The organism is Mycobacterium paraffinicum, from assembly GCF_001907675.1.
In the GTDB taxonomy this organism is placed as follows: Bacteria; Actinomycetota; Actinomycetes; order Mycobacteriales; family Mycobacteriaceae; genus Mycobacterium; species Mycobacterium paraffinicum_A.
Window position 1 is genome coordinate 1 of sequence record NZ_MPNT01000040.1, and the last position, 25,623, is coordinate 25,623.

Sequence of the window (25,623 nt, forward strand, 5' to 3'; positions counted from 1 at the left end):
ATCCAGGGCCATCGCGATGTTCCTCTCGGTAGTGATCCTTGGTCGTTTCACCACAGAGACTCACGCGATGGCCCCTCTACATCGGCACCGACACGCCGCTACTTACACCACACCCGGGGACGTTCCCGAACCGCCGCTGCCAGGGGAAATCGGTCAAGTCGGAGTATTCTGAGCGCGTGAACTCGGGCTTGGCCGGGCACGGCCGCCGGGCTACTTTCTACGTCGACCCATACCGATCCATCACGACGCCCATACCGATCCATCACGACGGCCCGGCCCACGCGGCCCGCACGACCGTTAAGCGCCAATCATCTTGGAAGCTTTGCGAGTAACGCCGCGGTCGACGCAGTGGTACCCAGCTGCCCTGCCCCACAGGCGTAACCCAACACAGCTAGCGACGCCGTCGACGACGAGTGGGCGCAGCCTGAACCGGTGTCTTGCTCGCCCGGAGGTCAGCGCGAAGCGGACTGCGTAGCTTTGGGCGCCAACGTGGGCAAAGTGATTGTTGTCAAAGGATTCTGCGTGGGCGTGGTAGGGCGGTGGTGGCTTTTTTCGCTGCTTGCGGCTATTGCCACAATCAGTGCCACAATCAGTGGAATCAGAATGAGCGGCAGCCACATCCACCATTTGGTGTGTGCCGGACGGGTGGGTGGAGGCGTCCATACATGGATGTGGCGGCCGCCCGCTTGGTAAGTCGCCCACCATAGCGCGTAGTCGTGAACTTGCCGGGCTTGGCCGCGCAGCACCGTGCGGGCGCGCGCGTTTCGCGCCAACGAGATCGGATTCCACACCAGCGAGCCCATGCTCCACCAACCGGCCAGCATGCAGTGCTGTTGAGCAGCATCGATCGCGGCCTCGCATTGCGCATAGCTACCGGTGGTGATGCACGGCTGATTCAGCCACAACATCACAGCGCCAGTGTGTTTGAACGTGCGCACCTGAAACGTCGGCTCCACTGGCGGCGGTGGATATGCCGCCGGAGCCGAGCTTGAGGGCGCTGGATAACGCGGCGACGCTGGCGGCAGATAATTTGGTCTCGCGCCCCCGGCGCTAGGAGGATAACCGCCCGGTAGTGGCTGCGGGTTCGGCTGCGACACCCTTCGACCTCGATCTCTCAAGACGCGTGAATCTTGCAGCAATCAAAGTAGCCGAGTTTCATGACGACACGAAGCTCTTGGTGGTGCTGGTGCCGTCGCTGTGGTTGCTGGTGACGGTGCAGCGCGTGCTGGCGGTATCGACGCGCAGGTGCTGGACCAGACCTTGTTGGTGTAGGTCCGGCTGTTGCCCGTGGGCAGCGGGATGCATCCGGCGGAACCGGTGGGTTCGTGGTGACGCCGTCGGATCCCACGCGCTGCGCGCTGAGAAATTTTTTCGCGTGTGGTCTTCGAAAAGCCACTTGGGCTCGTGGTCGTGATCCGCATGGTTGGGTCCCTGAGCGGGCAAGCGTCTCAGGGTTTGACCCGATCAGGATGGTGCATGACCCTTCCGACCCAACAGCTTTGCGATAAACTCGGCTCGTCGGTCAAACTCCCTGCCCTGAAAGAGCTTTCGATGCGCATTGCCAGCGGGCCACGGTGGGGGTGGGCCGCATTCGCCGCGGTCTGCTTGACCGCATGTTCGTCCCAGCCTTCGTCGTCGGCGTCGACCCTGGCGCCATCCACCAAGGAGCCCATACCAGCGCTGAACGGAAGCTACACGTTCACCACTGACGGCGCGCGACTCACCGTTGACGGTCAGCCACTCGCTGGAGGCGTCGTGTCCAAGACGGTCTGGGAGATCAATGCATGCGGGCCTGGTTGCGCTCATGTGCAGTCCTCACTGGGCTGGACGGCTGAGTTACACCTTGTCGAACACACATGGCACGCAACGCGGAAACTGCCCGCCGACTGCGCCGCGGAGCCCTCCATCATCAGCTACTCGCTTGACGCCCAAACATTGACGGGGACCGCCACCAACTCCTTACCGTGCGCGCAGCCTCCGGGTGTCGCCGTGGTCCCAGCAACCCTCACTAAGAACTGAGGCCACGGCAGGCCGAATCCTGTTCGCGGGCACGACATGCCACGAGCGGCTGGCGTGTTCTGCGCCTCGACGAGAGTGTTCTGCGAGACCCTGGTGGCGGCCTACCGCGAGGTGTATGCCCCATGCCCACCCTCATCGTCCCGGATCTGCACGTGGTGATGTGCTGTGCGCTGTGCCCTGTCACCTGTGCGCGATGCTGGACTGCGATGTGAAAGGGGAAATCGAATCCCCCGCACTGCCCTTCGTGCGCCAGCAGAGACCCGGCTTGGCCCGCCGGTCAAGGCTTGTGCACGCCTCCGCGACGACTACCTGCTACACCTCGGGGTCCTGTCACTCCTGTAGGTCGACCTCCCAGTTCGATCGTTGGATCCGCACGTCGAGCTCACGGAGGTCGCGGGCAACCTGATCGGCCCGGGCCCGCAGATCAGCGACCGCCACCGCAGACAGCATCTTGAGCTCTGAGCGCAATTGCCGCGTGTAGCCCTGCTGATTCTTCCCGGCGGCCGCGTCCGCTGCGCTGGTCAGAACATGGTGGCGCCACCGCAGCGCGTCGCGGCGGCCCAACGCGTCGGTCAGCGTGCCGTCCGAGCCGATCGTCGTGGCGGCGTTCGTACGGTTGATCCGCTGGATGAGGATTTGGTACTCGTCGATGACGCCGTCGACTTCGGCGAGCAAGGCGGCAGCATCCTCGGCTGGTTCTTCGCCCTCCTGGTAGCGGGCATTGCTCACGATGCGGGTGCGCAACTGTTCGATCTTGCGGACCGCATCGTGAGCAATGCCCGCAGCGACAACGCCTCTGCCAATTTCACAGCTACTCCTTCACAGTTTGCCCAACCATGATGGTCCAGCACCGGTTAGCCGGCAACGCCTTTTCGGCTGCGCGCGGTGCCCTCGACCGGATTGGACGATTCGAGATCCTGCCGCGCGGTCAGGTAGCTCTTCGACAAGGCGAGCGCCACGCTAGCCGCGGCGACGAGAACGTAGACCGGCAGCAGGTGGATGAAATCGGTGTAGCCGATGGCGAAGTGGACGATAAGGACCGGCGCGGTCGCGCACGCACAGCCCAACAGCAGAGTCCACCACACCGCGCGCTGACCCCGGCGCCAACCCCACATGCTGATCAATAGGACCGCCAGCCCCGCCCCGATCAGGGCGCCGCCGAAGCCCGCCCGATCATGGGCGATGAACGGCAGCAGATGCACGTCAGCCGCCTGCAGACGATGGGCGCAGCTGCCCATGAAGCCGAGGTCGGTGGGCACGAACACAGAGGTGAATCCGACGACGGAGATGACCACGCCGGCCACCGTTAGGCCCGCGCCGACGCCGACCATCAACAGCTGCCCGAATAGCGCCCGGCGGCGCTGCGCCTCAGGCCCTTCGACCACCGGCGCCCAATGCACCCCGGTCGGCCGCCGACACACCGCCATCACCAGAGTCGGAAACAACACGACGACGACCACCGTGTGCAACGGTTCCACGAACCCGCCGGTGCCAAGGAAATAGAAGTAGCTGCCGAAGACGACTACACCCGAAATCAGCAGTACACGACGCGCCCACCGGTGACCTTGGCGCATCGCCGCAGCCGCGCCGAGATAGAGGATCCCGATGCCGATCATGTTGGCGGCCATGGTGATTCGATCATGTTGCAAAAAGCCGACCAGATGTGGGTTGAGCCGATGCAGATCGGCAACCGTTGCACCCAGATAGGCGCGGTCATAGCCCAGTAGCACTGGGCCCAACGCGATCACGCCCGCACCCAAGCCGGCCACGATCAACCCCAGCCCGGTCAGCGAGGCCCAGAACCAATTGGGCCAGCGGCGCGGACCGGCGGCGAGGCTGCAGCGCGACGACGGCATCGGCGAGGTGGGGGTGGCCGCTTCAATTACCCGGTTGAACCAGCCCGGCCCCGCCTCGAGTAGCACGAAGGGCCGGGCCAGCACCGTCGTCGACGCATCGGTGAGCGCAGACACCGCCGGCGCCAGATCCGCGGCGCTGAGCCGCACAATGGGGCCGTCCGGATCGCCGACGCTGACGGCGTCGACGTCGCCGGCGATCGCTGCACATGTTTGCGCGTTGTCGGCCACCGCGGTGACCCGGCACCGGCGGTCGGCCGCCGCGCGACGCACGGTCGCGACGTCATCGACACCGACCGGGTTGATCTCGATTATTGAGGCGCCCTGCACAGGAAGAACCGCGATGGCCTCCCACGCGATCCGGGGTGGGACCGAGGCGCCGAACCGGCCGGCCCAGCGCGCCGGCACAGCTGGGTGATCGAACACCAGAGGAATCCAGCGTCGCCCGCCGGTGTAGCGGATCAATGCAGCGAGCAACCGCAGTGCCCAAACCTGGCTGCGGCGGTCACCGAGCAACAACGCCGCAGGCCGACGAAGCGGCACATAAGTCCAATCCGGCACAGCCCGGATTCTGACACGCCTCGGCTGTCATTGGCGCAAGGCTAAGGCGCGCTGAAATGGCACACAACTGTGTTAGATGTGGACGAATGCAGACCAGAACTCAAGCCACGGCTCTTGCCGTTACCTGGTCATGACCCGCGCGCTGATCTGGTTGATGCCGCTCTACGTGCTCGCGTTCACGGCCCTCGATGCCCTCTTCGGCCCCCATCGCCAGCACGCCTCTGTACCGACAGCAGCGGTAATCGCAGCCGGCGCCGGGGCCCTGCTGTTTTTCGCCGCCGGCATACACCTGGCCGCCTCCTGGGAACGGCAACGACGAACCGCAGTCCAAAATGGGCGCAGAACTGGTGCGGCCCAAGCCTTCCTAGACCGCCACCCCCACCTGTCGGAACTGCTAGTGGTGGCGGTCGGATCCCCCTCAAATCAGGCACTGGGCTGGCTGATCGGCCTGGCGCTATCCGGCGGCACCAGCTACGGCCTTACTCTCGCGCTGACGGCGGCGCTCCACGGAGCCCCTGTTGCGTTGCTGGTTTCGGTGAACATCGCCAGCTACACCATGCTGGTGGCCACCGCGACTTACCTCAACAGCCGCACGACCGCCCCTGACATCTGACGCGCCGGCGTGAACCGTTTTTCGCAGCGGTCGGACCTCGGTCACCGACAGCCGCGAGCTGAGCCCTGGGGTTCCCGCGTGCTCAGTTCTTGGATTTTCCCATCGGGACCGATGGCGGCTCATTACTCTCAGGAGCCGTGAAACCACAGCTGGCCGGCCCGCAATGACTGCGGGGAGGACGTCAACGCTATGCCATTGACGACCGGCCAGTCGTTCGCCGGGTATACCATCATTCGCTTGCTTGGGTCGGGCGGAATGGGCGAGGTGTATCTCGCCCAACACCCACGGTTACCGCGCCGAGATGCCCTCAAGCTGCTACCTCGCGAGTGGTCGGCCGACGACGAATTCCGGGCCCGCTTCAACCGCGAAGCCGATCTCGCGTCGACGCTGTGGCACCCCCACATCGTCGGTGTCCACGACCGCGGGGAAGAAGACGGTCAACTCTGGATCTCGATGGACTTCGTCGACGGACTGGACGCTGCCCGGCTCCTGGCCGATCGATACCCCGCTGGAATGCCCCCCGAAGACGTCGTCCGCATCGTCAGCGGCGTTGCCAGCGCGCTAGACCACGCCCACAAGCAAGCTTTGCTTCACCGAGACGTCAAGCCAGCCAACATCATGCTCACCCATCTCGACGACAAGGGTGAGCAACGAATCCTGCTGACCGACTTCGGGATAGCTCGTAACATCAACGACATCAGCGGGCTGACGAAGACCAACATGACGGTGGGCACGGTGGCCTACTGTGCACCGGAGCAGTTACTCGGCGAAGACCTCGATGGCCGTGCGGACCAATACGCACTGGCTGCCACGGCTTACCATTTGTTCTGCGGCTCGCAGCTCTTCCACAATTCAAACCCCGCGGTCGTCATCAGCCGTCACCTCAATGTGCCTCCACCAGCTTTGGCTGACGTGCGACCGGCACTTGCCAGATTCGACCCCGTGCTGGCCGTCGGTCTCGCCAAACGTCCCGAAGACCGCTTCGAACGTTGCTCCGATTTTGTGAACGCCCTGGCCGAACAACTCGATTCTGCCAGTGCCTCAACACCGTCGGCTCCTACCGTGTCAGCGCCGCGGGCTACCCCTTCGGTCGATGCCGAGGCCGGGCCATCGCGGCGACGGCGGGTAGCCGTAGCCGTCACCGTCGCTGTTCTTGTGGGCGCTTCAATCAGCGCGGCCGCGTTGCTGATGCGGCAGTCCTCGCACGACCAATCGGCGCGGAGCACCGCAACTACCGAGGCGCCGGCTGCGTCACCGGTCACGTTCGAGAGCATGCGGGATTTCGTCACCAGCTATTACGGGGAGCTCCCAGCTCATCCCACAGACGCGTGGGCAAAACTCGATAGCAAGTATCAAAACCAAACAGGGCAACGTGAATTCGTTGACTTCTGGGCGACAATACCGTCGGTGACGGTTCTTTCGGTCAGCCCGCGCGACGCCAGCAGCGTGGTTGCTGACCTCAAGTACGTCCGACCAGACGGTACGTCCAGTACCGAAACCCGTTGGCTCAAAGTGGTGTTGGTGAACGGCGTGATGCTCCTCGATGGATCTGATCGCGTCGGATCAGTCAGTGGGTCGCCGACGTCACCAACGCAGCCGTTGTTCTCGCCAAAGGCGATCGATCAAGTCTTGCTGACTGCTGACCAGCTGAGCAAGGTGCTCGGAGTGACCGTCGCCGGCACTCCCGCCGGTGATGGGGGCGGCGGCCTCGCAATTGAATCGTCGTCGTACGGGATGTCGGATCATTCAAGCCAAGTCACGCCGCGATCATGTGTTGGCGTGGTGTTCACCGGTGAGCATGACGTCTATGCTCCCTCCCAGCCCACCGAAATCAAAACTCAAACCATTGGCCACGTGTACCTCGGTTCGCCGGGCCCGCACCTCATCGAACAAACCGCAGCGGTGTATCCCTCCGCGAAAGACGCCCAGGACTTCTTGAATGCGTCGCAGGCTCAATGGAATACCTGTGCGAAAAGTGAAGTCGATGCCTCCCTGGGCTTCGAGAACGGCGCCGGTTATGTCTTGGGCCCAGTGCAGCGGCAAGGAGACCTCATCACCGTTTCCATGGCCACAAATAGTGGGGAGAACGGTCCAGATGCATGCCAGCAGGCAATGGGAGCCCACGGGAACGTCATCGTCGAAACGCGCAGCTGCCAGGTCCCGAAGATCGCTTCAAACTACGACCCCGCTCAGGGATGGCCGCGGGATCCTGCATGGGCTGTCCCCGATGCCAAACGGGTGGCCACCGCAATGCTGGGAAACGTCAAGCCGTAATTGCTGCAGCCGTACTAGTGCAACTTCATCTGGGAATCGGCCGGTGCGTGGGCCCCGATCGGCAACCAGCCGAAAGCCCGCCCTGACCTTGCCCGAGCGGATAGGTCAATCCATTCGGCGCTCACGAAGCCGGAGGATGAGTCTTTGCCGCCAGTTCGCGCCCGGCCCGGATTTCAGGAGCTGGAATTGAGAGCCTGAAAGCCCGCTCGGGTTGCCGCGCGGATCGGCCCCCGTGATCAAGACGGGGCCACGCAGTAAGGGCAGGATGAATGCCGACATCGTCGCAGCTGCAAAGAGATTGAGTGTCGCCATGCGATTAACCGGCGCATTTCGGCCGGTATGGCCGAACCAAAACACCACGCCGCCACGAGCGGTGAGCGTTTCGACTTGCTTGCCGATGCAATCGGTTACGACGTGATCGCTGATCGCGACCAGGTGCATCCGTTCCTCAGCAGTGACGACGATGCCCAGCTGGGCCTGCGTCCAAAGTAGCGCCTGCTCGTAGGGATCCATGGAGTCGCCGTTGCTCAGTGGAATCGTCCCCACATACCCGTATTTGAGCACACCAGGGACGGCCATTTGTCGGGGTGGCCGCGGCCCGACGCGGGCGCGAGCGCGATCGCCGCATGCGGCGACGACCGGCGAGAGGACGGCAGCCGCGGATCCCGGCACCTCCCGCTTCTCCTCGACCTTGCCCGGCAAGGAGCTGCGCGACGCACCTTTGCGTAACATCATGAGCCAGGCGAGGGAGTGATGATGAACAGTCCGGAGGACGGGGAGACCACCAGCGCCTCGGGGTCATTGGCGCGAGAAGGCGGCGAAGAATCCCGCATGGTCGCACCGCATGATGATCCGGAGCGCACGGTGGTCGTGCCCCGCGGGCACTCGCACGACGACGAAGAACGCACCGTCGTGGTGCCCAACCCTCAGCAGTTGGTTGACGACCCTGAGCGCACCATGGTGGCGCCCCCGTCGCTCGAGCCGCGACGCAGTGAAGACGCCGACGTCGCAGATGACAGTCGACAAGATAGGCCTTTCCAGGCCGCTTCCGATGGACAGTACGGACAACGCGGGACCTGGCAGCCGACCCCGAACCAGGAAGCCAGCCCGCCATCTGGGCCTCCGCCAACGGCGGCGCCGCCGCAGCATCCGAGGCCTGCCCCTGCACCGGGCTATCCGCCTGCTGCGCCCCAGAACGCATCAGCACCGGCGGTTCCCCAGCCGGGTTTCGTTCCCCAACCACTGCACTATGGGCCGGCCAGCCAGTACAGCTTCCCGCCGCCCGGGTCTTACGCCGCGCCCTACGGCCCGGTTGCGCCCGCACGCCCCAGGCGCCCTCAGCGGTCCAAGGCCCTGTTGTGGGGTGGCCTGGGACTGGCTGGCGCGCTCCTGGCGACGGGTGTGGCTATCGGTTTGTCCAAGCCCAGCTTCCTAACCACCAAGAAACTCGACATCGGGGCTGCCGAAGCCGAGGTCCAACGCGTACTGACCGACGAGGTCACCGGCTACGGCGACAAGAACGTTTCCGACGTCAAATGCAATGACGGCGCGAATGTTCCTGTGAAGCAGGGCGCCAGTTTCACCTGCCGCGTTAGCGTCGACGGCACGCCTCGCCAGGTCACCGTGACGTTCTTGGACAACAACGGCAACTACGAAGTGGGCCGACCCGACTAACCCATCGGCTCCCGGGGCCCGACCGTATGTGTCTGTAGTCTGCGCGGCATGGCCGATGAGATTGCGGTCGCGCACCACGAGGCGGCCCACACCGTCGCTGCGCTGATGACTTGCGAACAACGGGCTACTTGATGACCGGATAGCCGTCACCATGGCCACGATCGACGGAGGTCCGTCCGGGGGCTGAAACTGTTCGAAGAAATGTGATTATTTGTGATCGAATGTGTGTTTTAGTGAGTGTATGAAGTTGGCCGAGTGGGCGCGTGCCAATGGTGTGCATCCGCAGACTGCGTACCGGTGGTTCCGTGAGGACCGTATGCCGGTGCCTGCTCGTCGGTTGGAGTCGGGCACGATCTGGGTCGATGCACCGGCGGCAGGGGACGCCGGTCGCGCAGTTGTGTACGCGCGGGTGTCCTCGCATGATCAGCGCCAGGATCTGCAGCGGCAGGTCGCACGACTGACCGCCTGGGCCACCTCGAACGGTCATATGATCAGCGAAGTTGTCACCGAGGTCGGGTCAGGGTTGAACGGTAAACGGCCGAAGTTGCGAAGGATTCTGTCGGACCCGTCTGCTTCGGTAGTTGTCGTGGAACACCGTGATCGGTTGGCGCGCTTCGGGGTTGAGCACCTCGAGGCCGCATTGTCCGCGCAAGGCCGCAAGGTCATCGTCACCGAGGGGGGCGAGACGGCCGACGATCTGGTTCGCGACATGATCGAGGTGCTGACTTCGATGTGCGCTCGCCTCTACGGCCGCCGCGGCGCGCGGAACCGCGCGATGCGGGCGGTGACCGCAACCAAGCAGGTAGAGGCCGGTGGGGATGGCTAGGTTCGAGATCCCCCAGGGGTGGACGGCGCAGGCCTACCGGTTCGCCCTGGATCCGACCCCAACACAGTTGCAGGCGTTGGCATCCCATGCTGGCGCGGCGCGGTTCGCGCATAACCACATGCTGGCCTTGGTCAAAGCGGTGATGGATCAGCGGGCCGCCGAACGCAGTTACAGCATCGGCGAGGACCAGTTGACCCCGGTGTTGGGGTGGTCGTTGCCGGCGCTGCGCAAGGTCTGGAATCAACGCAAGCCGTCGTGTGCGCCCTGGTGGGGCGAGAACTCCAAAGAGGCCTACAACACCGGCCTGGATGGGTTGGCCCGCGCCCTGGAAGCCTGGTTATCGTCGCGACGTGGCCAGCGCGCTGGGCGGGTGGTCGGGTTTCCCCGGTTCAAGTCCGCCCGAGCCCCGAAGTCGGTGCGGTTCACCACCGGGGCCATCCGGATCGAAGCTGACCGCCGGCACGTCACGTTGCCGCGGTTGGGGGCGATCCGCACCCATGAATCGACCCGCAAGCTGGCCCGCCGGATCGAGGCCGGCACTGCTCGGATCTTGTCGTCCACCGTGCGTCAGGACAGTGCTGGACGCTGGTACTGCTCTCTACAGACCATCGTCGCGGCCAAGACACGGCCCGCGCACGCAGCGCGCTCAGTGCATGCGGTGGTCGGTGTCGATGTCGGGGTGAAGGCCGACAGCCTGCTGGTGATCGCAACCCCCGACGGGACCGAAGTCGATCGCATCCCCGCGCCGAAGTCGCTGAGCACGGCGCAATCGCGGGTGCGGGCTCTACAGCGCCAAGCCGCCCGCCGACGCGGCCCGCGCGACGCTGCCGCCCGGACCCGCCAGCAGCCCTCGAAGCGGTGGCGACGCACCCAGGCCCGCATTGGCCGCAAGCATGCCCATGCCGCGGCGGTGCGCCGCGACGTCCTACACAAGGCCACCACCGCCTTGGCCCAACGACACGATGTTGTGGTGGTCGAGACGCTCAACGCTGCGGGCATGCGCGCCGCCGGCGGAGCTCGCAAGCGCGGGCTCAATCGTGCGTTGGCTGATGCCGCCCTCGCTGAGATCCGGCGCATGCTGAGTTACAAAAGTCGTTGGTACGGGAGCCAATTGGTGCAAGCCGACCGGTTCTACCCGTCATCGAAGACCTGCACAGGCTGTGGGAGGCGAAAGTCAAACCTCACCCTGGCCGATCGAGTCTTCGAGTGTGACGAATGCGGTATCCGGGTCGACCGTGATCTGGGTGCTGCGATCAACCTCGCCCGACTCGGCGTACCCACACACGTGGGTGAACAGAGTCCCGCCGGGAGTGGCCCGGTGGCAGGACGTGGAGCCACGCGTGAGACCGAACCCGCGCCAGCGGGTGACGCAGCAGGCGACGAAGCGTCAACCCCGCACCACCCACAAGTGGATCAGACGGGGACCGCCTCACCGCAAGGCGAGGCTGCCTGATGAGAGAGCCGGACTCACATTCGCTCAACAAAAGGCAACGGCAACAGCAAGGTACTGATAAAGGCGATCACCCGGTGCAGGCCGCGTTCATCTATTACGCGGGCCCGTGGGCAGAGGCCCGCTTGCAGTGGGGTAAGCCAGCGCATGCAGTGGACGACGCGGAGGGCGGTAAGTCATTTCGCCAGATCGTCGCTGAGAAATTCGACTTCGGGGCTGACAGTGACGGCGACCCGCTATGCGGGTCTAATCCAGGTCGTCCCAAGCATTCCCGACAACGAGCCGTACTGGTCGGGCCAACTAGAACAAGCCTGGCCAGTCGTCGAAAAGATGGCCGATGCGCTGCTTGACCGGCTCAACGACGCAGAGCCGCAGCCGTACCTGCCCCAGTTGGGCGGCAACCGCACGATGCGAGACGTCTCCATGAGCTACGGCGAGGTTGTGGAGATGGTTAAGCCGCTGCTGGAAGCGTGCGGTATGTGGCGTTACCTCTCGTAGCCGAGCGCCGCGACGATCAGCGGTACCGACAGCAGCAATGAGAGCCGTCGCTATCCGGCACGAATCTGACTGCGGGACAGCAGGAATCCTCCGCGCCTCTCAGCGCGTCGCTTGAGGATATCCGTTGCAGGTTGCCTGCCAACCGGAGAAGGAGTCGATCCTTTGGGCCCGGATCGCTGGGCGAGGCTTATGTTGCAGTGGGTCCGTGCCTCTTAGAATGACCCGTCGATCCTACGAGCCCGGATCGCTGGGCGAACTCATCTCAGATTGTACCCGGCGCCGCGTTGCGCCGCCGGCGGGTCAAGGCTGCACCGGTGGTTGCGCCGCTCGAGCGAGCATCAGCGCCGTCGCTGAAAGATCGGGGTCATAGGTGCGACCGCACCCGGCGCAAATGATTTTGCGGCGCCGCCGTCGGCTCTCTACCCGGTTCTCATATCCACAGCCGGCGTGGATTCGGCTCAACCCCGCAGCGGGCACCACTATCACCGGGACGCCGTCGCGGGTGGCTGCGGCGACCATGCTCGACCGCAGAGCGCCTGGCGCTGCATGATCGCGGCGGCGATCGATTTGGCGCTGTAGATCGGCAGGAATCCTCGTGTGCTCCATGGTGTTTCGGATCACGGCGGAGATATTGGTGTCATCGACGACCAGGCGTCCGCACTGGCTGACGAGCGCGCTTGCAACCCGCCGCCACAAGTCCGTGCGGTGGCCGAGGGCTCGTGCACGGCCGTGCGCTTGCTGTTGCCATAACAGTTTGTCGGCCCGCCGCCACGCTTCAAGCGGTTGGGCGATCTCGAGGTCGGAGCCGCGCCACGCGAGCGCGAGGGCGGCGAATCGCGCGGGGGAGCGCCACCGCGCAGCATCGGCGGCGGTGATCTGTTCGTCGGGCCGGATCGGATGCGGCCGCGGCCCGTGGTCGGCAAGCCACGTGCTCAGCCGGTCGCGGATGTCGTTCAATGCCGCATCGCGAGCCGAGGCGATCTCGGCGTAGCGCTCTAGCCGGGTCCCGATGGAGCCGGGCGCGATGATGCGGCCCGAGATTCCCTCGACGGTGGGCACGATCACGTCGGCCAGTTCGGGTGGGATCGCCACTGGTCGGTCTGAGCGCCAATGCGCGACCACGACGCCCTCATCGATGGCATGCCAGCCCAAATGTATTGCCAGGGTGGGGAGATCGTCGTGGCGGGGGACAGTCGGATGGGGGAGCCGCGCGGTGATCGAAAGCCGCGCCCGCAGATCGGCGCCGAGTCGGGTGACGGTGAGTTTGGCGCGGGTGATATCGGCGTCTTGGGGCAGCCAGCGGTGGGCTTGGACCGGCAAGTCAATCCACTGTGGTTGGCCCCCAAGGGATCCGCATCGCATCCGCACCGTAATGCGTCCTGCGTGGCGCTGCTCGGCGCGGGTCATGGATGCCCACTGGTCGGGGTCAACCCACGGCAGGTGCAGGACGTTATGGTAGCGCCCGGCGGGATCGGCGAGCAGCATCGGAGTCCGTGGCGGCGCGCCGGCGGTTCGCTGCAGTTGGACCGCGAGGGTGCCGGTGCCGTCAAAGCCGTGGTGGCGCAGCGCAGCTGGGCGGCCTTGGGCGCGCTGTTGCTGGATTCGGCGCACCGCCGCCTTATGTTCGTCCAGGATGCTGTTGAACGTCGCCCAGAACAGCGTCGGGTCGCCGTGTTGGCAGTAGGTGCGGTAGAGGGCTTTCTGCTCGGCCGCCAGTTGTGCGCCGCGGTCGCGGCGGCGCTGCGCGGCGTCTTGCCTCACGTCGGCGATCGCTTCCCGGCGGGCGTGGCGTGCGGCTTTGAGTGCGGTCCTGGCGTCGTGTAGTCGCTCGGTGATCGCGGTGTTCACGCGTTTGCCTCTGGCTGCGGAGCGGGCAGCCTTCAGTGCCTCATTGGCCGCGATGGCCTCCGCTTCGGTCGCCGCGACGTGAGCTTCAGCGGCCGCTACCGTCGGATACGACGACCAGATCGCCTTGATGTCTTCGTCGTAGGCCAGTTGCAAGGTGACCAGATCCTCGCGCAGGCTATGTGCGAGCCGCAGTTGCTGGCGGACCACCTCAGGAATTTGCCACCGGTAGTGGACGCCCATCGTGTGAACGGTGATAGCGCCCTCGGGTGTCATTGGCCCCGGCTGGACGGGCTCATCATCGGAGGCCATGGTCATAGGATCGTGTAGCCAATCTCGCCAGCGGCTGCTTGCGTGATCGACCAGACGAGCGGGTGCGCGAGCGGGCGTGAGAACTCCGGCATCATCGGGATCGAGTCGGCGGCCGCGGTCCACAGCACAATGTTGGGCCGCCCGGTCATCGTCGACGGGACGTAGAGCCCGTCCAGGTCAGGCCAAGTCGTGTAGATAGCGCGGGCCCAGCGCCGGCATACCGAGCGCGGCGCGGCCAGTAGTGCGGTCGAGGCGCTGTTGCGCAGCAGCCAAGTTGTGGACAAGTCGAGCAGGTGCAGTGGCCGCTGGGGGTGCCAGGCGGTCAGGGTCGGAGTGCCTGCGCGGGTGTCGATCACGCGCGTTGTTTGGTAGACCTCGGCCAGGCTGGTTGCGAGATCGCCTGCGGCATACAGCACACCGTCGCTGCGTGCGCCAGGTGAAGGGCCCGGGTGGGGGTCCCACCGCATCGATGGCAGCGGCCCGTAGGTGCGCAGTTGGTTCCACGGCAGCACGTGCTCGCCGGCGGTGCGGTGGACCCGCCATAGCGTGCCGGTGTAGTCGATGCTGTCTTGCGGTTCTTGGACGAGCTGCGCGGGGGGTGTTCGAGGCGCTTTCGGTTTGGGCTGGGGGCTCACCAGCGTCCGAGATCCTCGAGGAAGCCGGCGACCAACTCGGGGTCACCGCCGGCGGCCAGATGTTCGATCGGCGTGCGGTTGTCAAAGTCGGGCTGCGCGGTGTGCATGAACGCATCCAGGACCGCGGGGGTAGCGTCGCGTGGTATCGCAGGCACGATTACGTCCAAGCCCGGAAGCAGCTCCTTCCCGAGGAACTGCCAGCGGGGGATTCGTCGGCTTCCCTGAAGATCGAAGGCCCATAGCGCTTTTCCGGTGATCCGTCGTGACACGCGCGACCGATCGACACCCAAGATCGCGGCGGCTTCTTTGATGCTGACCGATCCAGAAAGCGCGCCGGTGAGTTGCCGCAACGCAACACGGGCGCGGGCCTGGCGCTCATCGTCGGCCGACCATGTCTCGATGACTGCCTCGGCGCTAGGTTCGGCGTGGGTGCGAAGAAAGTCCACCTCCGTCTTCGACAGCGTGGTTGCTCCCGGGATCGCCGCAAACGCGGAATCTAGCTCGTTGAGAACATCCTCCACCGAGAGGTCAATCCGGTGCTTGGCCAATAGGGCACCCAACGCGGGCGCCGCCGAACCGTTCATACGCACATACTAGCACGCATGTGCTGATCTGTGCGGCCCGACGCGTGGGCCGCGCAGAACGGGGCGCGCACGGATCTTGCGACGATAAGGTTGCCTCGTGACTAGCCGACTGCGCGGTGTGGTCGCTGCGGCGACGGCGGTCAGCGTCGTCGCGATGATCGCCGTTGCCGCCGCGGGGTGCACCACCGTCATCAAAGGACGCGGCGCCTCGATGCTCTACGATCCTTTCCACGTCGGGGGCCTGCTGGCGGTCGACGGCCCAAGCGGACCTCGCAGCGACGCACCCCAACCCACCGGCACAGTGGAAAACACCGACCATGGTGACGACGACAACTTGGTGCTGTTGTCGGTCAACGACATTCAAAGTTTCTGGCGCTCCAACTACAGCAAATTTTTCAAAGGCGACTTCAAGCCCGTCGACGAACTCGTCTCCTACGACTCCGAGGATCCGGCCAGCCCTGCCGTATGCCACCACCGAACCTACAAACTGATCAACGCGTTGTTCTCGCCGCGCTGCAACCTGATCGCCTGGGACCGCGGGGTGCTAATCCCCACCGGCAAAACATATTTCGGATCGATGCCGGTCACAGGCATCTTCGCTCACGAGTATGGTCACGCCATTCAGGACATGGCCAACATCGCCCCTCGCGGCACATCGACGATCGTGCTAGAACAGCAGGCGGACTGCTTCGGCGGTGTCTACATGCGCTGGGTTGCCGAAGGCAAGTCGACGCGCTTCACCCTCAGTACCGGTGACGGGCTCGACCATGTACTGGCCGGCCTGATCACCCTGCGTGACCCTATCCTTACCCCCGACGATCGGGAGCTGATCGAAGAAGGCCACGGCACCGCGCTCGACCGTGTAAGCGCTTTCCAGATGGGGTTTGTCTCAGGCGCCTCGGCCTGTGCCGCGATCGACGACAACGAGGTCAAGCAGCGTCGCGGGGACTTGCCGATCGCGTTGACCTACGACCAGTCCGGTCGCTTAGAGACCGGGGAAGTGCCGATCACCGAGCAAACCCTGTCGTCGCTGATGGACACCCTCGGGGCGATCTTCGCCCTGAAAAGCCCCCCGCAGCTGTCCTATACCGCCGCCGGCTGCGCTGACGCCCAAGCCAGCCCGCCTGCCTCATACTGCCCGGCCACCAACACCATCGCTGTCGATCTCGCCCAGCTCCAAAAGATGGGTGCGCCCGGTAATGAGCAGTCCGGTCATGTGCTGATCCAGGGTGATGACACCGCGATGTCGGTGGTGATGTCGCGGTATGTCCTTGCGGTGCAACACGAACGCGGCCTCAAGCTCGATTCACCGGTGAGCGCATTGCGGACCGCCTGCCTTACCGGCCTGGCACACCGCAAAATGGCAGGCCCGGTGTCGGTGCCGTCGGGCAATGCGCTGACCCTGACTGCCGGGGACCTCGACAAAGCTGTTGCCGGACTGTTGACCAACCACCTAGTGGCCAGCGACGTCAACGGGCAGACCGTGCCGGCGGGGTTTACCCGGATCACCGCGTTTCGCTCCGGGGTCGTCAACACCAACGACGACCTGTGCTACCAACGTTTCACCGACGCCTGAAAAGAGCCGCACGCAGGTGCTGGATCAATGCGGGCGCGGTAAGCGAGCAGCAACACGGTGCGACGACAGCCGCTCGCCTTCGAGGCATTGGATCCGCAATCCCACTGAGGATTTCACCGTATTGAGGCAGGGTTAGAGCAATGAGCACCGATTGGGGGCCCGGGCAGGGCGATGAGCCGACGATGAACCTCTCGCAGCACCCGCCAGCGCCGCCACCGACGCCGGGGGGAGGATCTTTCCCGCAACCCGGCCCGGCCTGGCAGCCGCCTCAAGCCCCACCACACTGGCAGGGGCCACCGGGTGGGCCGCCGTATCCCTACCCCGTGGGCGGTCCGGGCATGCCGCCCATCGGATACCCGCCGCCGCGGCGGCGCCGGCGTTGGCCCTGGTGGGTTGCCGGTGCGATCACCGCCGTGATCACGGTAGTGGTGATCACGCTGGTGGTGGTGGGCGGCAACGATTCGACGACGACGTCGAACTCGGCGGCGCCGTCATCGACGCGGGCACCTGCCTCGAGTAGGCCCGCGCCGCCGGCACCGTCACCGAGCGCTTCGCCGGCGGCGCCGGCGCTAGACATCGCAGCGCTGCCGAGCCTGCTGGCATCTGCCGACCAGGTCGGCAATGTACTCCACGACGTGCAGATGCGACCGCGTGAGGTGGCGACGTCGCTTGCCTCAGACGTGTCGATAGACCCGGCCAAGTGCGCCAGCGCGGTGGCCCCGGCGTTGGCAAGCACCTACACGGGCTCGGGGTATACCGGCGTGGCAGTTCAAGGACTGATGGAGGCCAGTCCGGGACGCCACAAGGTCATTCAGGCGGTGGCGGCGTTCTCCGATGAGGCTGCCGCGCAGCAGTTTTACACCCAGCAGCTATCGGCGTGGCGAGGGTGCCGACTTACCGAAGTCACGGTTTCTTTCACCGACGGCCAACCCGCCGACCACGCCACGATCACGATCATCAGCGAGACCGACGGTATCGCCAGCACGGTGTTGCTGCCCGTCAGGGCGAGCGAACACCAAGGCAGTGAGTGCGAGCGCGCGATGGGTGTGCGGCGCAACGTCGTTGTGGATGTGCGCGCGTGCGGGCAAAACACCATTACCACGGGCACGTTTCTGGTCCGCGCGATCAATGAGAACATCGCCCGTCACTAGCTGGCCAGCAGCGCGGGTTCGCGCGACGAGAGTTTCCGGGGAGGGGTCAGCGTCATGACCATGGAGGAAGAGGTGGTCACTGTCAGCGTGCGGTTGTGGCGTGCCGACGCGATCGTCTGTTCGACTGGTTGGCCCATACCGATCTGAACACGTTGCCGAGCACCATCCGGCGCAAAAGCAAACGCTGGCAGAACTTTTGAGCCGCTTCGAATGGGCGGCCGACGCGGATGTGACCTCGGCGACTGCCGACGAGATCGCAGCGGCGCAGCAGAAGTGGCCCGCGATATGGGTTGGTGAGGAGACCAGAATGATCAGGCCACCTCGTCTTGCGCATCGAGGTCGATACCGAGCACGGGCCGTAACCTGTTATCGATCTACCGAAACCCATGGGAAGAATTTGATGCGGATCCGGCGCGCATCGCGCGCGTTCGCGACGGCGACGGCCATCACGGTCTCGATGGTTACCGGCTGCGTCTCGGGCGTCCACCGGGCCGGCTCACCCACATCGCCCGCGGTGCCAGCCGGTTGGCCGTCGACCCTCAACGATTTCACGATGGTCTGGACCGCCGAGCCTGGCATCGACATCACCGCTTGGCCAGCCGTGGCGGTGCGGGCCTACTTCGAGTCCTACGTGCTCGTCTCCATCACAGGTGACAACAAGTACCTGTATCCCGGGTTCCAGCAGTCGGTCGATCCCAACCAGTCCATCGACCATCCCACCGGAACCCAATTTCTGTGGCCCAAGACCGATGCGCCCGAACCCGCGTGGGTGGGGACCGACGAGGTTCACATCTCGTCTGTGTCGACTTCCGGTCGCGATGTGACGGTGGTGGCCTGTGAGTACACATTCGGCACAGCCCAACCAACCCGCAACGGTTACGAACCCAATATCGGTGAGCCGCCACCGTATTCAGGCATCGACTCCATGCGGATCACGATGACGGCCCCCGCCAAGCTGGGACCGCAGATCCCTCAGCAGGGACCGGCCCGCTCACCGTCCGTCGACGTCTTCAACGGCTGGCGGATCACCAGCCATCAAGGTGGTTACTTCGCCCAGTCCGGAGTCGGCGATGAATGGCCAAATGCCCTCGAGGACAGAGACAGCTGTCTCGCTAAAGCGCCCGAACACCGCGACCTCAAACGCGGAGGCCGGTATCCTCGCCCCCACTTCGCTACCCAGCCGCCGTCGCCAGGGTGGCCGGCTCCAAGCCCGGCATGATGACGTTCTGGCATCAAACGTTGTTGGCCACGAACCTGCCGAGTCATCGCCGCGATGCTGAAAGGGCAAAGGTTCATGACGGCGCTCAGTCCACCCGGAGCCGACCATGGCGTGGACATATTGGCGGGCTGTGGCCCTATCGGACTCGATAGTCCGCGCGTAGTTGTCCAAGCCAAGACCGGCCAATCTGGGATCGGCGAGTTCAGATCACTGCGCGGACTTATTACCTCGATCGGGGCCGATTAAGGCCTGCTTGTTGCGTGGCGCGGCTTCAAGGGAACAGCCGTGCCGAGGTTAAGCAGGACTATTTCACGATACGGATATGGGACATGTCAACGGCGACAGGACACAGAGGATCTGCTGACAGCCTTGTTCTCTGTGTACGATCGCCTGCTGGCGAGCGTACGGTCGGGACTCCCGCTCCAACCCGTCTGGGCGCTAGTGCCGCTGCAAGCGGCATGCCTCGCCTGATGACCGCCGTTCTTAAAACGCCAGGGCGTAGCAGAACAAGAGCAGCAGTAGCACCGGGATGAGGGACACCAGCGTGAGCACGCCCATTACTTGGAGGAAGGGGTGTGGGCGTACCGCAACGGCACTCGCGGCCAGGCCAGTCGCGACGACGATCAACCAGGTCGAAGCGAGGACGCCGATTCGAGCTGAATTGCACGATCGCCGCGGAATTGTCCGGGTAGTAGCCCTCCTCAAGCTTGACCCCGAACACCGGGCTGCTCAACTCTTTGAACAACAGCAGGATCACCAGCGCCAGCACCACCATCGCCAGCAGGGCCAGGCACACCCCTAATAGGTTGCGGTTAGGCGGCTTTGGCGCGGGGCCGCGGTAGATTCGCGCCGGCTGACCCATGTCGTCAAAGCGCATGGTCAGATTTTTGTTCCCTTCGGGGCGCTAACCTCGTAGCCACCCGCGTCGTCGGTGAACGTGACCGTGAACTGGTGTTTGATGTGGTCAATGGTGGCCTGGCAAGTGAAGGTGGCTCCCTTGAGGACGGTGGGGTTGTGGCCGTCGTTGCAGGTGACGTCGCTGACGTTCTTGGCGGCATAACCGTTCGGATCGGACAAGACGTGCGTGACGCCGGCTGCGACAGCGCGGACGTCGAGTTGTTTGGTGACGAGAAAGCCGGGTGCCAAGAATCCCGCGAAGAGCACCGCCGCGGTGATCGCGGTGAACGCGCCACCCAGGTAGAGCGGAAGGTGTTTGCCGCGCAGGCCAACTCGGGGGCCACGTGCTCTGAAGGCGGTTGGTGCCCAGGGGTTCGCGCCTGGTGGTAGATGAGGATGCGGGTAGGGGAAGGGTCCGGCCTGGGGCGTCATCGGGAAGGCTTGTGGGCGGGGCAGTGGCTGGGTCGGCGGTTCGTAGAAGCCTTGGGGAGCGACCGGCGGCATGCCCGGCGCGTACGGGTGGTGCGGTGGCGCCAGGGGCGGCTGCTGTGGGTGTTGCATCGGCGACCTTTCTCTGTGCGTGGCCGAGGGCCGCATGGCGTCGTGCCCGAACAGTAACCCAAGCAGTACCCATAGCGCAATGGTTTGTAAACCACAGCACAGTTGTGGGGCCGTCCCACTTGCGCGTCATGGGCCCGGTGAAGCAACCGTGTCAGCAGCTCACTATAGGTTGTCTACCTGGATTAATGTAGTGAGTCGCCCATGGGTACGCACGACGCGAGAACCGCAGAACGCCGCAAGCCCTCTTCAGCGACGCTGTGCTTTCCGGCCCAATTTACGATTCGGATGAGGTAGCATTTAGCCGAGCGCTTTGTTTAACAGCAGAGCGCGAGTGCCTCAACCGGGAAAGGGAGCGACGATTGACTGCCAGCCCAGTGACGACGCCCGCGCTAATTGTGCGGGTCGGTCGCGCGACGCACACTCTTCACGCCGCCGCGGGCGCGGTATTCATCGGCAGAGATCCTGAGGCGGCGGTCGACATCGATGACGAGCGGGTCTCACGGCGCCATGTTGTCCTCGAACCCCACCCCGACGGTTGGTACGCGGTCGATGTCAGCACCAACGGAATGTTCGTCGACGGAAAACGCCGCACCCCGGTACCCATTACCGCTACCACGACCCTGCACCTCGGGGCCCCAGATGGGGTGGCCGTGACCCTTACCACCGATGTGGCTCAGGATGAGGCGACCCAGGCACCGAGGTCAGCTCAAACCGAGCACCCATCGCGCGCCGAGCAAATCGACGCGGCGGGGCGTCTGCGCGCTGGCCAAGCGGTCCGTGCGCGTCGTGAGCAGTTGAAGATCTCCCAGCGGGGCCTGGACAACGACGGGATCTACAACCAGTCCGCCCTCATCAATTTCGAGCTAGGTCGCAGCTGGCCGCATCCAAGCACGCTGGCGAAACTAGAAAAGGCCTTGGACTTGCCCGCCGGGTACATCGAGGCGCAGCGACGCGAGGGCGAGCTAGCAGCAGCGGCCGTCCCTGAGGCTGGTAGCGACGAGGCGACCGAGGTGTTGACCGACTCCATTCACGCGCCGACTATTTCGCGCACGGTCGAGCTCGCCCTGCAAGCCGTCAGCGTGACCATCGCGGACTTGCCTGAACCGAACGCCCCGGACTTCACCGCCAAAACCACTGCGATCCTGGCTGATCTGCAAAGGCTCGAGGGCTTGGCGTTGACTGCGGCGCGCCAGCCCACAGGGGGCGCTGCGGCCATGAAGACGTTGAGCCGTGTGCGGCGCACCTACAACGATGTGATGATGCGCGCCGCCGCCTCGCCGTCGGCGACGTTGGGGCAGCGGCTTTACGGGGCCCGCCACCGGGCGGAGCTGAGCCTGGAAGAGGCGGCCATCGGCTCCGGGCTGCCCGCCTCAGCCCTTGAAGACGCCGAAGCCGAACGCCCCGTAACGCCCGATGTCGCCGACGCAATCGAGCTCCTCATCGCCGACCTGATAGACAAATAACCGATCACGATGTGAGCGAACGATCGATGGCTCCGCTGACGGGGAGCCGCGCGCGTCTTGGCTGTCGTCAGAAGACGTGACTATGGGGAGCCGCGATCACGAAGCCGTGGGTTTGTGGACCGCTGTTGTCGGCACCGATGGCCTTCGGCGCGTTGAGCCTGCACACCAGATCCGCCGATCGCGGCACCCCGCAGACCAGCGACTGGGTGTTCGAGAACGCCCAGAACACGATTTTGTGCCCCGCTGGCAGCAGGACCGGTGCCTGGCCCGTGGTGTCGCCGAAGAATCGTTCGGGCGGGGTGGGCAGAAACCGCGCCGGCCCGTTGGCCTGGGCGTAGACCGTGGGCAGTGTCACCACCCGGGTCCCCGCCGGCGCCCCGGGCAGATCACCCGCGCACGTCACGTCGTGCATCACCTTGACCACGGTCTTTTTGCATAGCAGGCCACTAGGGGTGGTGAACAGCAGATCAGGTAGTGCCGTGAGGTCGCGGGTCTGTTTGGGCAGTGGCCCGCTGTCGTCGATCAGTGCATCAATGTCATCGGGCGCTGCGGTCGCATGCAGGGGCAGACCGACCAACGCCGGCCAGGCAAGCGCCAGCCCGATCAATATGAACGATCGTTTCGCAGCAACATCCTTGAATCGGGTTCTCGGCGCGTGAAAGATGTTGGCGTTCTTCATTTTTTATTGGGTTATTTCGGCCAGCGAGACCCACAGGTATGGGCCGGCCGGGTTGATGACGATCCCGCTGTGGCCTTGCGCGCGAGCCATGTTCACCACTTCTTCGACCGTGAGGGGCCCTGCCGCATCAGCGGGGCTCCAAGCCAGAACTTCTGGGCCGCTGGTGAAGCCGAAGATGCTGGAGCTGCCGTCGGGATGTGTGGTGTTGCGAACGGCGATGTGCCCGTCGCCTTGGGAATCGTCGGCGGCGATCGCCAACGGTCCGTTCTGGCGCACCACGTCGACGACGGTGTGCCTGTCGATCTTGCCGGCAGCGTGATCGGCCAGCGCCCGTTTGAGCGGCTCGTTATTCGGATTGCGCAAGGCGAAATCGATTTCGGCGGCCGACAATGCACAGGTGGGGCCGGCGGGGTCGATATAGAGCCAGTCGTTGCCTTGGCTTTGAGCCAGCTGCAGGGCCCCGGTAGCCGACTGCACCAATGACTGCGTGCGCGTACCCGGCGGGTGCAGGCGGGCGATCTCCTCATGACGGGTATAAGCGAACAGCGCCGACCCTTTGCCGTGAGGGCCTGTGCCGCCGCGGATTTGGAGGCGAGACCCGGCCGCGAACGGTGTTTGGCCGGTAAACGCATCGGATCCGGTGATGTCGAAAAGCACCTCACCGAACATGCACAAACGGAGCACCTCGAGCGCCCCGCGCTGGTTGGGTTGTGCGGCGAAGGCGGCGACGGCTTGTCGCAGCGCCACATTGTCGACCAGGGTTGCGCGGTTTCCGTTGTCCTCGGTTGCCATTGCCATACGGATTCCCCTGACTGCACAGATAGCGTGATTCAACGATGGCCTGGTTCTTAAACGCGCGTGCGCTGCAGCCTGAACGCGGCGCGCGGTGTCTCGTTGGCGGTTTAGTGGATTTGGTTGCCAAGTTTGGTGACCAGCGCGGTGTTGAGATAGGTGGTGGCTGCTGGACCGCCGGCGTTGAGGGCGGCGATGGTGGCGGGGTCATCGACGATGACGAGCGTGCCGCCGAAACTGCTGTATTTGGCGGGCAGGCCGCCGTATCCGCCGCCGCCGGCGCCCGGGTCGGTGCGCAGCAGCAGCATGACGTCGCTGCGCTGAGCGATGTAGTCGACGTCGTCGATGTTGAACGGGACGGTTGGTGGGCCGCCGGGGGCGCGTTTGTAGTGGGTGTTGTAGGTGAAGCCGATGCTTTCCAGGTAGCTGCTCGGCGATGATGGGACCGCCGCCGCGGTGGTGTTGGTCCCGGTGTAGTTGACCGCGACGATGGATTTGCCGCCGAAACTTCGATGCTCTGAGCGGATCTGGTTCTGCTCGGACTGCGCCTTGTCGACCAAGGTTTTGGCGGTGTCGGTGCGGCCCAGCGCGGTGGCGATCCAGTTCAGTTGGGCCTGCCAGGTCCAGTCTTGGGTGTTGTCGGCGGGTTGGGTCAGCGTGGGGGCGATCGCGGCCAGCGAGTTGTAGGTGGTCTGGTCGATGTTGTCGGTGTCGATGATGAGGTCGGGTTTGGCAGCGGTGATGGCGGCGGTGTCGGCGGCGGCGAATACCGGTGGGGTGGAATGGATGAGCGGCTGCAGCCAGCTCGGTGTGGTCGCGCCGGGCGCGTTCATCACCACTACAGGGGCGCCGAGTGAGAGCACGGCATCGGGGTCGCCAGCTCCGAGCGCGGCGATGGCCATCGGGCGGTGCTCGAGTTTGAAGGTGCCGAACTTGGTGTTCAGGGTCTGCGGTTGGTATGGGCCCAATCCGGTGCTGGTGGTGCCGAACAGGTGAATGCCCACCATTGTCGCTGCGACCAACGCGGCAACCACGATGGTTGCTCCCACGATCAGCCGGGTGCGGCTGTGGTGCTTGGGTTTAGGACCGGGCTCGGTTGGGCGACCGGTCGGGGTTGAGGGGGGCGGCGCGCCCATGAACGGCTGCGGCGCCGCCCCATTCGCGGATGCTGCGCGGGAATCATAGGCCGGCCACACCGGTGCGGAGCCCGCCGGTAGGGAAGGTCCGGTGGGTGGGTAGGTCAGGGTGGGATTGGTCGGCTGGGAGGGACGAGGCCCGGTGATGGTTGGCGGTGCCGGATTGTTAGTCAGCGCCGCGGTAGTCGCCGCAGCCAGTTCGCCAGCGGTCTGGAAACGATCAGCAGGATTTTTGGCCAGCGCGCGAGCCATCACCTCGTCGATCTGCGGTGGCAGCGTGGGGTTGATGTCGCTGGGGTGCGGAACAGGCCGCATCAGGTGTCCGACCAATATGGCCTCAAGGGACTTGTTGGAGGGGTCCTCATACGGGGTGCGGCTGGTCAGCAGCCGAAACAGGGCACACCCCAGCGAGTAAATGTCGGTGCGGTGATCGGCGGGTCGGCCTTCGATGGTCTCCGGCGCGGCGTAGGCCGCGGTGCCGACCATCGAGCCCGTCGCGGTCAGGGAGGTGGCATCGTCGAGAGCGCGCGCAATGCCGAAGTCCGCCAATAACACTCGTTCACGCTCACTGCCGGGCGCTGCGACGAGGAAGTTGCCGGGTTTGATATCGCGGTGTAAGACGTGCTGCGAGTGGGCGTAGTCGAGTGCGGCGGCGACGTCGGTGATGATGCGCACGATACGGGCCGGGGTGAGGTTGGCGCGGTCCAAATCGTTGGCGGCGGTTCCTTTGACGTATTCCATGGCGATCCACAGGTGCCCGTCGGTTTCGCCTCGGTTGTAGACCCGCACGATGTTCGGGTGGTCCAGGCTCGCGGCCAGGTTGGCTTCGCGGATGAAGCGCTCCCTGAATTGGCGGTCTCCGGACAGTTCGCCGGACAAGATTTTCAGCGCCTCGCTGCGGGGCAGCGTCGGGTGGCGTGCCAGATACACCGTGCCCATTCCGCCCTGGCCCAGCACGCCTTCGATGCGGTAGCCGGCGATGATCGTTCCTACATCAAGGGGCAT

The 25,623-nt window shown here is 64.9% G+C and carries 25 protein-coding genes; 11 read left to right on the forward strand and 14 right to left on the reverse strand.

Annotated features, from left to right (window positions below; genetic code table 11):
- Positions 1-452: 452 nt before the first annotated feature.
- From BRW65_RS27040 to BRW65_RS27050, 4 genes are all read right to left on the reverse strand, one after another.
- The gene (locus tag BRW65_RS27040; RefSeq protein ID WP_139273249.1) at positions 453-911 is read right to left on the reverse strand and encodes a hypothetical protein; all 459 of its coding nucleotides are present in this window, start codon (positions 909-911) and stop codon (positions 453-455) included.
- A 244-nt stretch (positions 912-1,155) separates the two neighbouring features.
- Positions 1,156-1,305 (reverse strand): hypothetical protein, encoded by a 150-nt coding sequence (locus tag BRW65_RS31910; protein ID WP_167374100.1) that lies wholly within the window; start codon positions 1,303-1,305, stop codon positions 1,156-1,158.
- A gap of 1,044 nt (positions 1,306-2,349) precedes the next feature.
- Positions 2,350-2,763: a DIP1984 family protein gene (locus BRW65_RS27045; protein ID WP_244168228.1), complete on the reverse strand. Its 414-nt coding sequence runs from the start codon at positions 2,761-2,763 to the stop codon at positions 2,350-2,352.
- 110 nt (positions 2,764-2,873) lie between these two features.
- Entirely contained in the window at positions 2,874-4,433 is a 1,560-nt protein-coding gene (locus BRW65_RS27050) for a hypothetical protein (protein WP_073879979.1), read from the reverse strand.
- A gap of 130 nt (positions 4,434-4,563) precedes the next feature.
- Between BRW65_RS27050 and BRW65_RS27055 the strand changes: the two genes are divergently transcribed.
- Positions 4,564-5,046, forward strand: coding sequence for a hypothetical protein (locus tag BRW65_RS27055; protein WP_073879981.1), 483 nt, complete (start codon positions 4,564-4,566; stop codon positions 5,044-5,046).
- 189 nt (positions 5,047-5,235) lie between these two features.
- Positions 5,236-7,320, forward strand: coding sequence for a serine/threonine-protein kinase PknH/PknJ (locus BRW65_RS32510; RefSeq protein ID WP_244168229.1), 2,085 nt, complete (start codon positions 5,236-5,238; stop codon positions 7,318-7,320).
- Between the two features lie 105 nt (positions 7,321-7,425).
- Here the strand turns inward: BRW65_RS32510 and BRW65_RS31070 are convergent, their stop codons facing one another.
- Complete coding sequence (locus tag BRW65_RS31070; protein ID WP_139273250.1) at positions 7,426-8,022, reverse strand: hypothetical protein; 597 nt, start codon at positions 8,020-8,022, stop codon at positions 7,426-7,428.
- Between the two features lie 54 nt (positions 8,023-8,076).
- On the opposite strand from BRW65_RS31070, the gene BRW65_RS32515 reads away from it, so the two are divergent.
- From BRW65_RS32515 to BRW65_RS27090, 4 genes are all read left to right on the forward strand, one after another.
- Positions 8,077-8,994 carry a DUF4333 domain-containing protein gene (locus tag BRW65_RS32515; protein WP_244168230.1) on the forward strand — a complete coding sequence of 306 codons (918 nt, stop codon included), beginning with the start codon at positions 8,077-8,079 and terminating at the stop codon, positions 8,992-8,994.
- 241 nt (positions 8,995-9,235) lie between these two features.
- Positions 9,236-9,820 carry an IS607 family transposase gene (locus BRW65_RS27080; protein WP_073879983.1) on the forward strand — a complete coding sequence of 195 codons (585 nt, stop codon included), beginning with the start codon at positions 9,236-9,238 and terminating at the stop codon, positions 9,818-9,820.
- Positions 9,813-11,273 carry an IS607 family element RNA-guided endonuclease TnpB gene (gene tnpB, locus BRW65_RS27085; protein WP_073879985.1) on the forward strand — a complete coding sequence of 487 codons (1,461 nt, stop codon included), beginning with the start codon at positions 9,813-9,815 and terminating at the stop codon, positions 11,271-11,273. Before BRW65_RS27080 ends, tnpB begins: the two co-directional genes overlap by 8 nt.
- Positions 11,274-11,492: 219 nt before the next feature.
- Positions 11,493-11,768 (forward strand): hypothetical protein, encoded by a 276-nt coding sequence (locus BRW65_RS27090; RefSeq protein WP_073879987.1) that lies wholly within the window; start codon positions 11,493-11,495, stop codon positions 11,766-11,768.
- Positions 11,769-12,068: 300 nt separating this feature from the next.
- Here the strand turns inward: BRW65_RS27090 and BRW65_RS27095 are convergent, their stop codons facing one another.
- Genes BRW65_RS27095 through BRW65_RS27105 form a run of 3 tightly spaced genes read right to left on the reverse strand, consistent with a single transcriptional unit; the run spans position 12,069 to position 15,144 of the window.
- Positions 12,069-13,925 (reverse strand): hypothetical protein, encoded by a 1,857-nt coding sequence (locus tag BRW65_RS27095; protein WP_073879989.1) that lies wholly within the window; start codon positions 13,923-13,925, stop codon positions 12,069-12,071.
- A 2-nt stretch (positions 13,926-13,927) separates the two neighbouring features.
- Entirely contained in the window at positions 13,928-14,560 is a 633-nt protein-coding gene (locus BRW65_RS27100; RefSeq protein WP_073879991.1) for an RES family NAD+ phosphorylase, read from the reverse strand.
- Positions 14,557-15,144: a helix-turn-helix domain-containing protein gene (locus tag BRW65_RS27105; protein ID WP_073879993.1), complete on the reverse strand. Its 588-nt coding sequence runs from the start codon at positions 15,142-15,144 to the stop codon at positions 14,557-14,559. The genes BRW65_RS27100 and BRW65_RS27105 overlap by 4 nt, the downstream gene beginning before the upstream one ends.
- Before the next feature lie 154 nt (positions 15,145-15,298).
- On the opposite strand from BRW65_RS27105, the gene BRW65_RS27110 reads away from it, so the two are divergent.
- On the forward strand, positions 15,299-16,720 hold the full coding sequence (locus tag BRW65_RS27110) for a peptidase (RefSeq protein ID WP_073880054.1): 1,422 nt from the start codon (positions 15,299-15,301) through the stop codon (positions 16,718-16,720).
- Between the two features lie 316 nt (positions 16,721-17,036).
- Here BRW65_RS27110 and BRW65_RS32520 read toward each other — a convergent pair whose 3' ends face one another.
- Positions 17,037-17,297: a hypothetical protein gene (locus tag BRW65_RS32520; RefSeq protein WP_244168238.1), complete on the reverse strand. Its 261-nt coding sequence runs from the start codon at positions 17,295-17,297 to the stop codon at positions 17,037-17,039.
- A gap of 7 nt (positions 17,298-17,304) precedes the next feature.
- Here BRW65_RS32520 and BRW65_RS27115 point away from each other — a divergent pair, with 7 nt between their 5' ends.
- The gene (locus tag BRW65_RS27115; protein ID WP_279627704.1) at positions 17,305-17,871 is read left to right on the forward strand and encodes a sensor domain-containing protein; all 567 of its coding nucleotides are present in this window, start codon (positions 17,305-17,307) and stop codon (positions 17,869-17,871) included.
- On the opposite strand, the gene BRW65_RS31915 is transcribed toward BRW65_RS27115, so the two are convergent.
- Positions 17,868-18,008, reverse strand: coding sequence for a hypothetical protein (locus tag BRW65_RS31915; protein WP_167374101.1), 141 nt, complete (start codon positions 18,006-18,008; stop codon positions 17,868-17,870). The two genes, BRW65_RS27115 and BRW65_RS31915, sit on opposite strands and share 4 nt — an antisense overlap.
- A 263-nt stretch (positions 18,009-18,271) precedes the next feature.
- Between BRW65_RS31915 and BRW65_RS27125 the strand changes: the two genes are divergently transcribed.
- Positions 18,272-19,090: a hypothetical protein gene (locus BRW65_RS27125; protein ID WP_244168231.1), complete on the forward strand. Its 819-nt coding sequence runs from the start codon at positions 18,272-18,274 to the stop codon at positions 19,088-19,090.
- Positions 19,091-19,135: 45 nt separating this feature from the next.
- Positions 19,136-19,336 (forward strand): restriction endonuclease, encoded by a 201-nt coding sequence (locus tag BRW65_RS33005; protein WP_432206459.1) that lies wholly within the window; start codon positions 19,136-19,138, stop codon positions 19,334-19,336.
- 633 nt (positions 19,337-19,969) lie between these two features.
- Here BRW65_RS33005 and BRW65_RS27130 read toward each other — a convergent pair.
- Entirely contained in the window at positions 19,970-20,548 is a 579-nt protein-coding gene (locus BRW65_RS27130; RefSeq protein WP_244168232.1) for a DUF4333 domain-containing protein, read from the reverse strand.
- Positions 20,549-20,922: 374 nt separating this feature from the next.
- On the opposite strand from BRW65_RS27130, the gene BRW65_RS27135 reads away from it, so the two are divergent.
- Entirely contained in the window at positions 20,923-22,011 is a 1,089-nt protein-coding gene (locus BRW65_RS27135; RefSeq protein WP_208611937.1) for an FHA domain-containing protein, read from the forward strand.
- Positions 22,012-22,078: 67 nt separating this feature from the next.
- Here the strand turns inward: BRW65_RS27135 and BRW65_RS27140 are convergent, their stop codons facing one another.
- From BRW65_RS27140 to BRW65_RS27150, 3 genes are all read right to left on the reverse strand, one after another.
- The gene (locus tag BRW65_RS27140; protein ID WP_244168233.1) at positions 22,079-22,690 is read right to left on the reverse strand and encodes a hypothetical protein; all 612 of its coding nucleotides are present in this window, start codon (positions 22,688-22,690) and stop codon (positions 22,079-22,081) included.
- A 3-nt stretch (positions 22,691-22,693) separates the two neighbouring features.
- Positions 22,694-23,488 carry an SseB family protein gene (locus BRW65_RS27145; RefSeq protein WP_244168234.1) on the reverse strand — a complete coding sequence of 265 codons (795 nt, stop codon included), beginning with the start codon at positions 23,486-23,488 and terminating at the stop codon, positions 22,694-22,696.
- Between the two features lie 104 nt (positions 23,489-23,592).
- Positions 23,593-25,623: a serine/threonine-protein kinase gene (locus BRW65_RS27150; protein WP_073880001.1), complete on the reverse strand. Its 2,031-nt coding sequence runs from the start codon at positions 25,621-25,623 to the stop codon at positions 23,593-23,595.

Bases quoted from the DNA above. Each gene is read 5' to 3' on its own strand.
- BRW65_RS31910 (WP_167374100.1), bottom strand. From the start codon at position 1,305: ATGCATCCCGCTGCCCACGGGCAACAGCCGGACCTACACCAACAAGGT.
- BRW65_RS27055 (WP_073879981.1), top strand. From the start codon at position 4,564: ATGACCCGCGCGCTGATCTGGTTGATGCCGCTCTACGTGCTCGCGTTC.
- BRW65_RS32510 (WP_244168229.1), top strand. From the start codon at position 5,236: ATGCCATTGACGACCGGCCAGTCGTTCGCCGGGTATACCATCATTCGC.
- BRW65_RS32515 (WP_244168230.1), top strand. From the start codon at position 8,077: ATGAACAGTCCGGAGGACGGGGAGACCACCAGCGCCTCGGGGTCATTG.
- BRW65_RS27080 (WP_073879983.1), top strand. From the start codon at position 9,236: ATGAAGTTGGCCGAGTGGGCGCGTGCCAATGGTGTGCATCCGCAGACT.
- tnpB (WP_073879985.1), top strand. From the start codon at position 9,813: ATGGCTAGGTTCGAGATCCCCCAGGGGTGGACGGCGCAGGCCTACCGG.
- BRW65_RS27095 (WP_073879989.1), bottom strand. From the start codon at position 13,925: ATGGCCTCCGATGATGAGCCCGTCCAGCCGGGGCCAATGACACCCGAG.
- BRW65_RS27105 (WP_073879993.1), bottom strand. From the start codon at position 15,144: ATGAACGGTTCGGCGGCGCCCGCGTTGGGTGCCCTATTGGCCAAGCAC.
- BRW65_RS27110 (WP_073880054.1), top strand. From the start codon at position 15,299: ATGATCGCCGTTGCCGCCGCGGGGTGCACCACCGTCATCAAAGGACGC.
- BRW65_RS32520 (WP_244168238.1), bottom strand. From the start codon at position 17,297: ATGTCTAGCGCCGGCGCCGCCGGCGAAGCGCTCGGTGACGGTGCCGGC.
- BRW65_RS31915 (WP_167374101.1), bottom strand. From the start codon at position 18,008: ATGGGCCAACCAGTCGAACAGACGATCGCGTCGGCACGCCACAACCGC.
- BRW65_RS27125 (WP_244168231.1), top strand. From the start codon at position 18,272: ATGCGGATCCGGCGCGCATCGCGCGCGTTCGCGACGGCGACGGCCATC.
- BRW65_RS27130 (WP_244168232.1), bottom strand. From the start codon at position 20,548: ATGCAACACCCACAGCAGCCGCCCCTGGCGCCACCGCACCACCCGTAC.
- BRW65_RS27140 (WP_244168233.1), bottom strand. From the start codon at position 22,690: ATGAAGAACGCCAACATCTTTCACGCGCCGAGAACCCGATTCAAGGAT.
- BRW65_RS27145 (WP_244168234.1), bottom strand. From the start codon at position 23,488: ATGGCAATGGCAACCGAGGACAACGGAAACCGCGCAACCCTGGTCGAC.
- BRW65_RS27150 (WP_073880001.1), bottom strand. From the start codon at position 25,623: ATGCCCCTTGATGTAGGAACGATCATCGCCGGCTACCGCATCGAAGGC.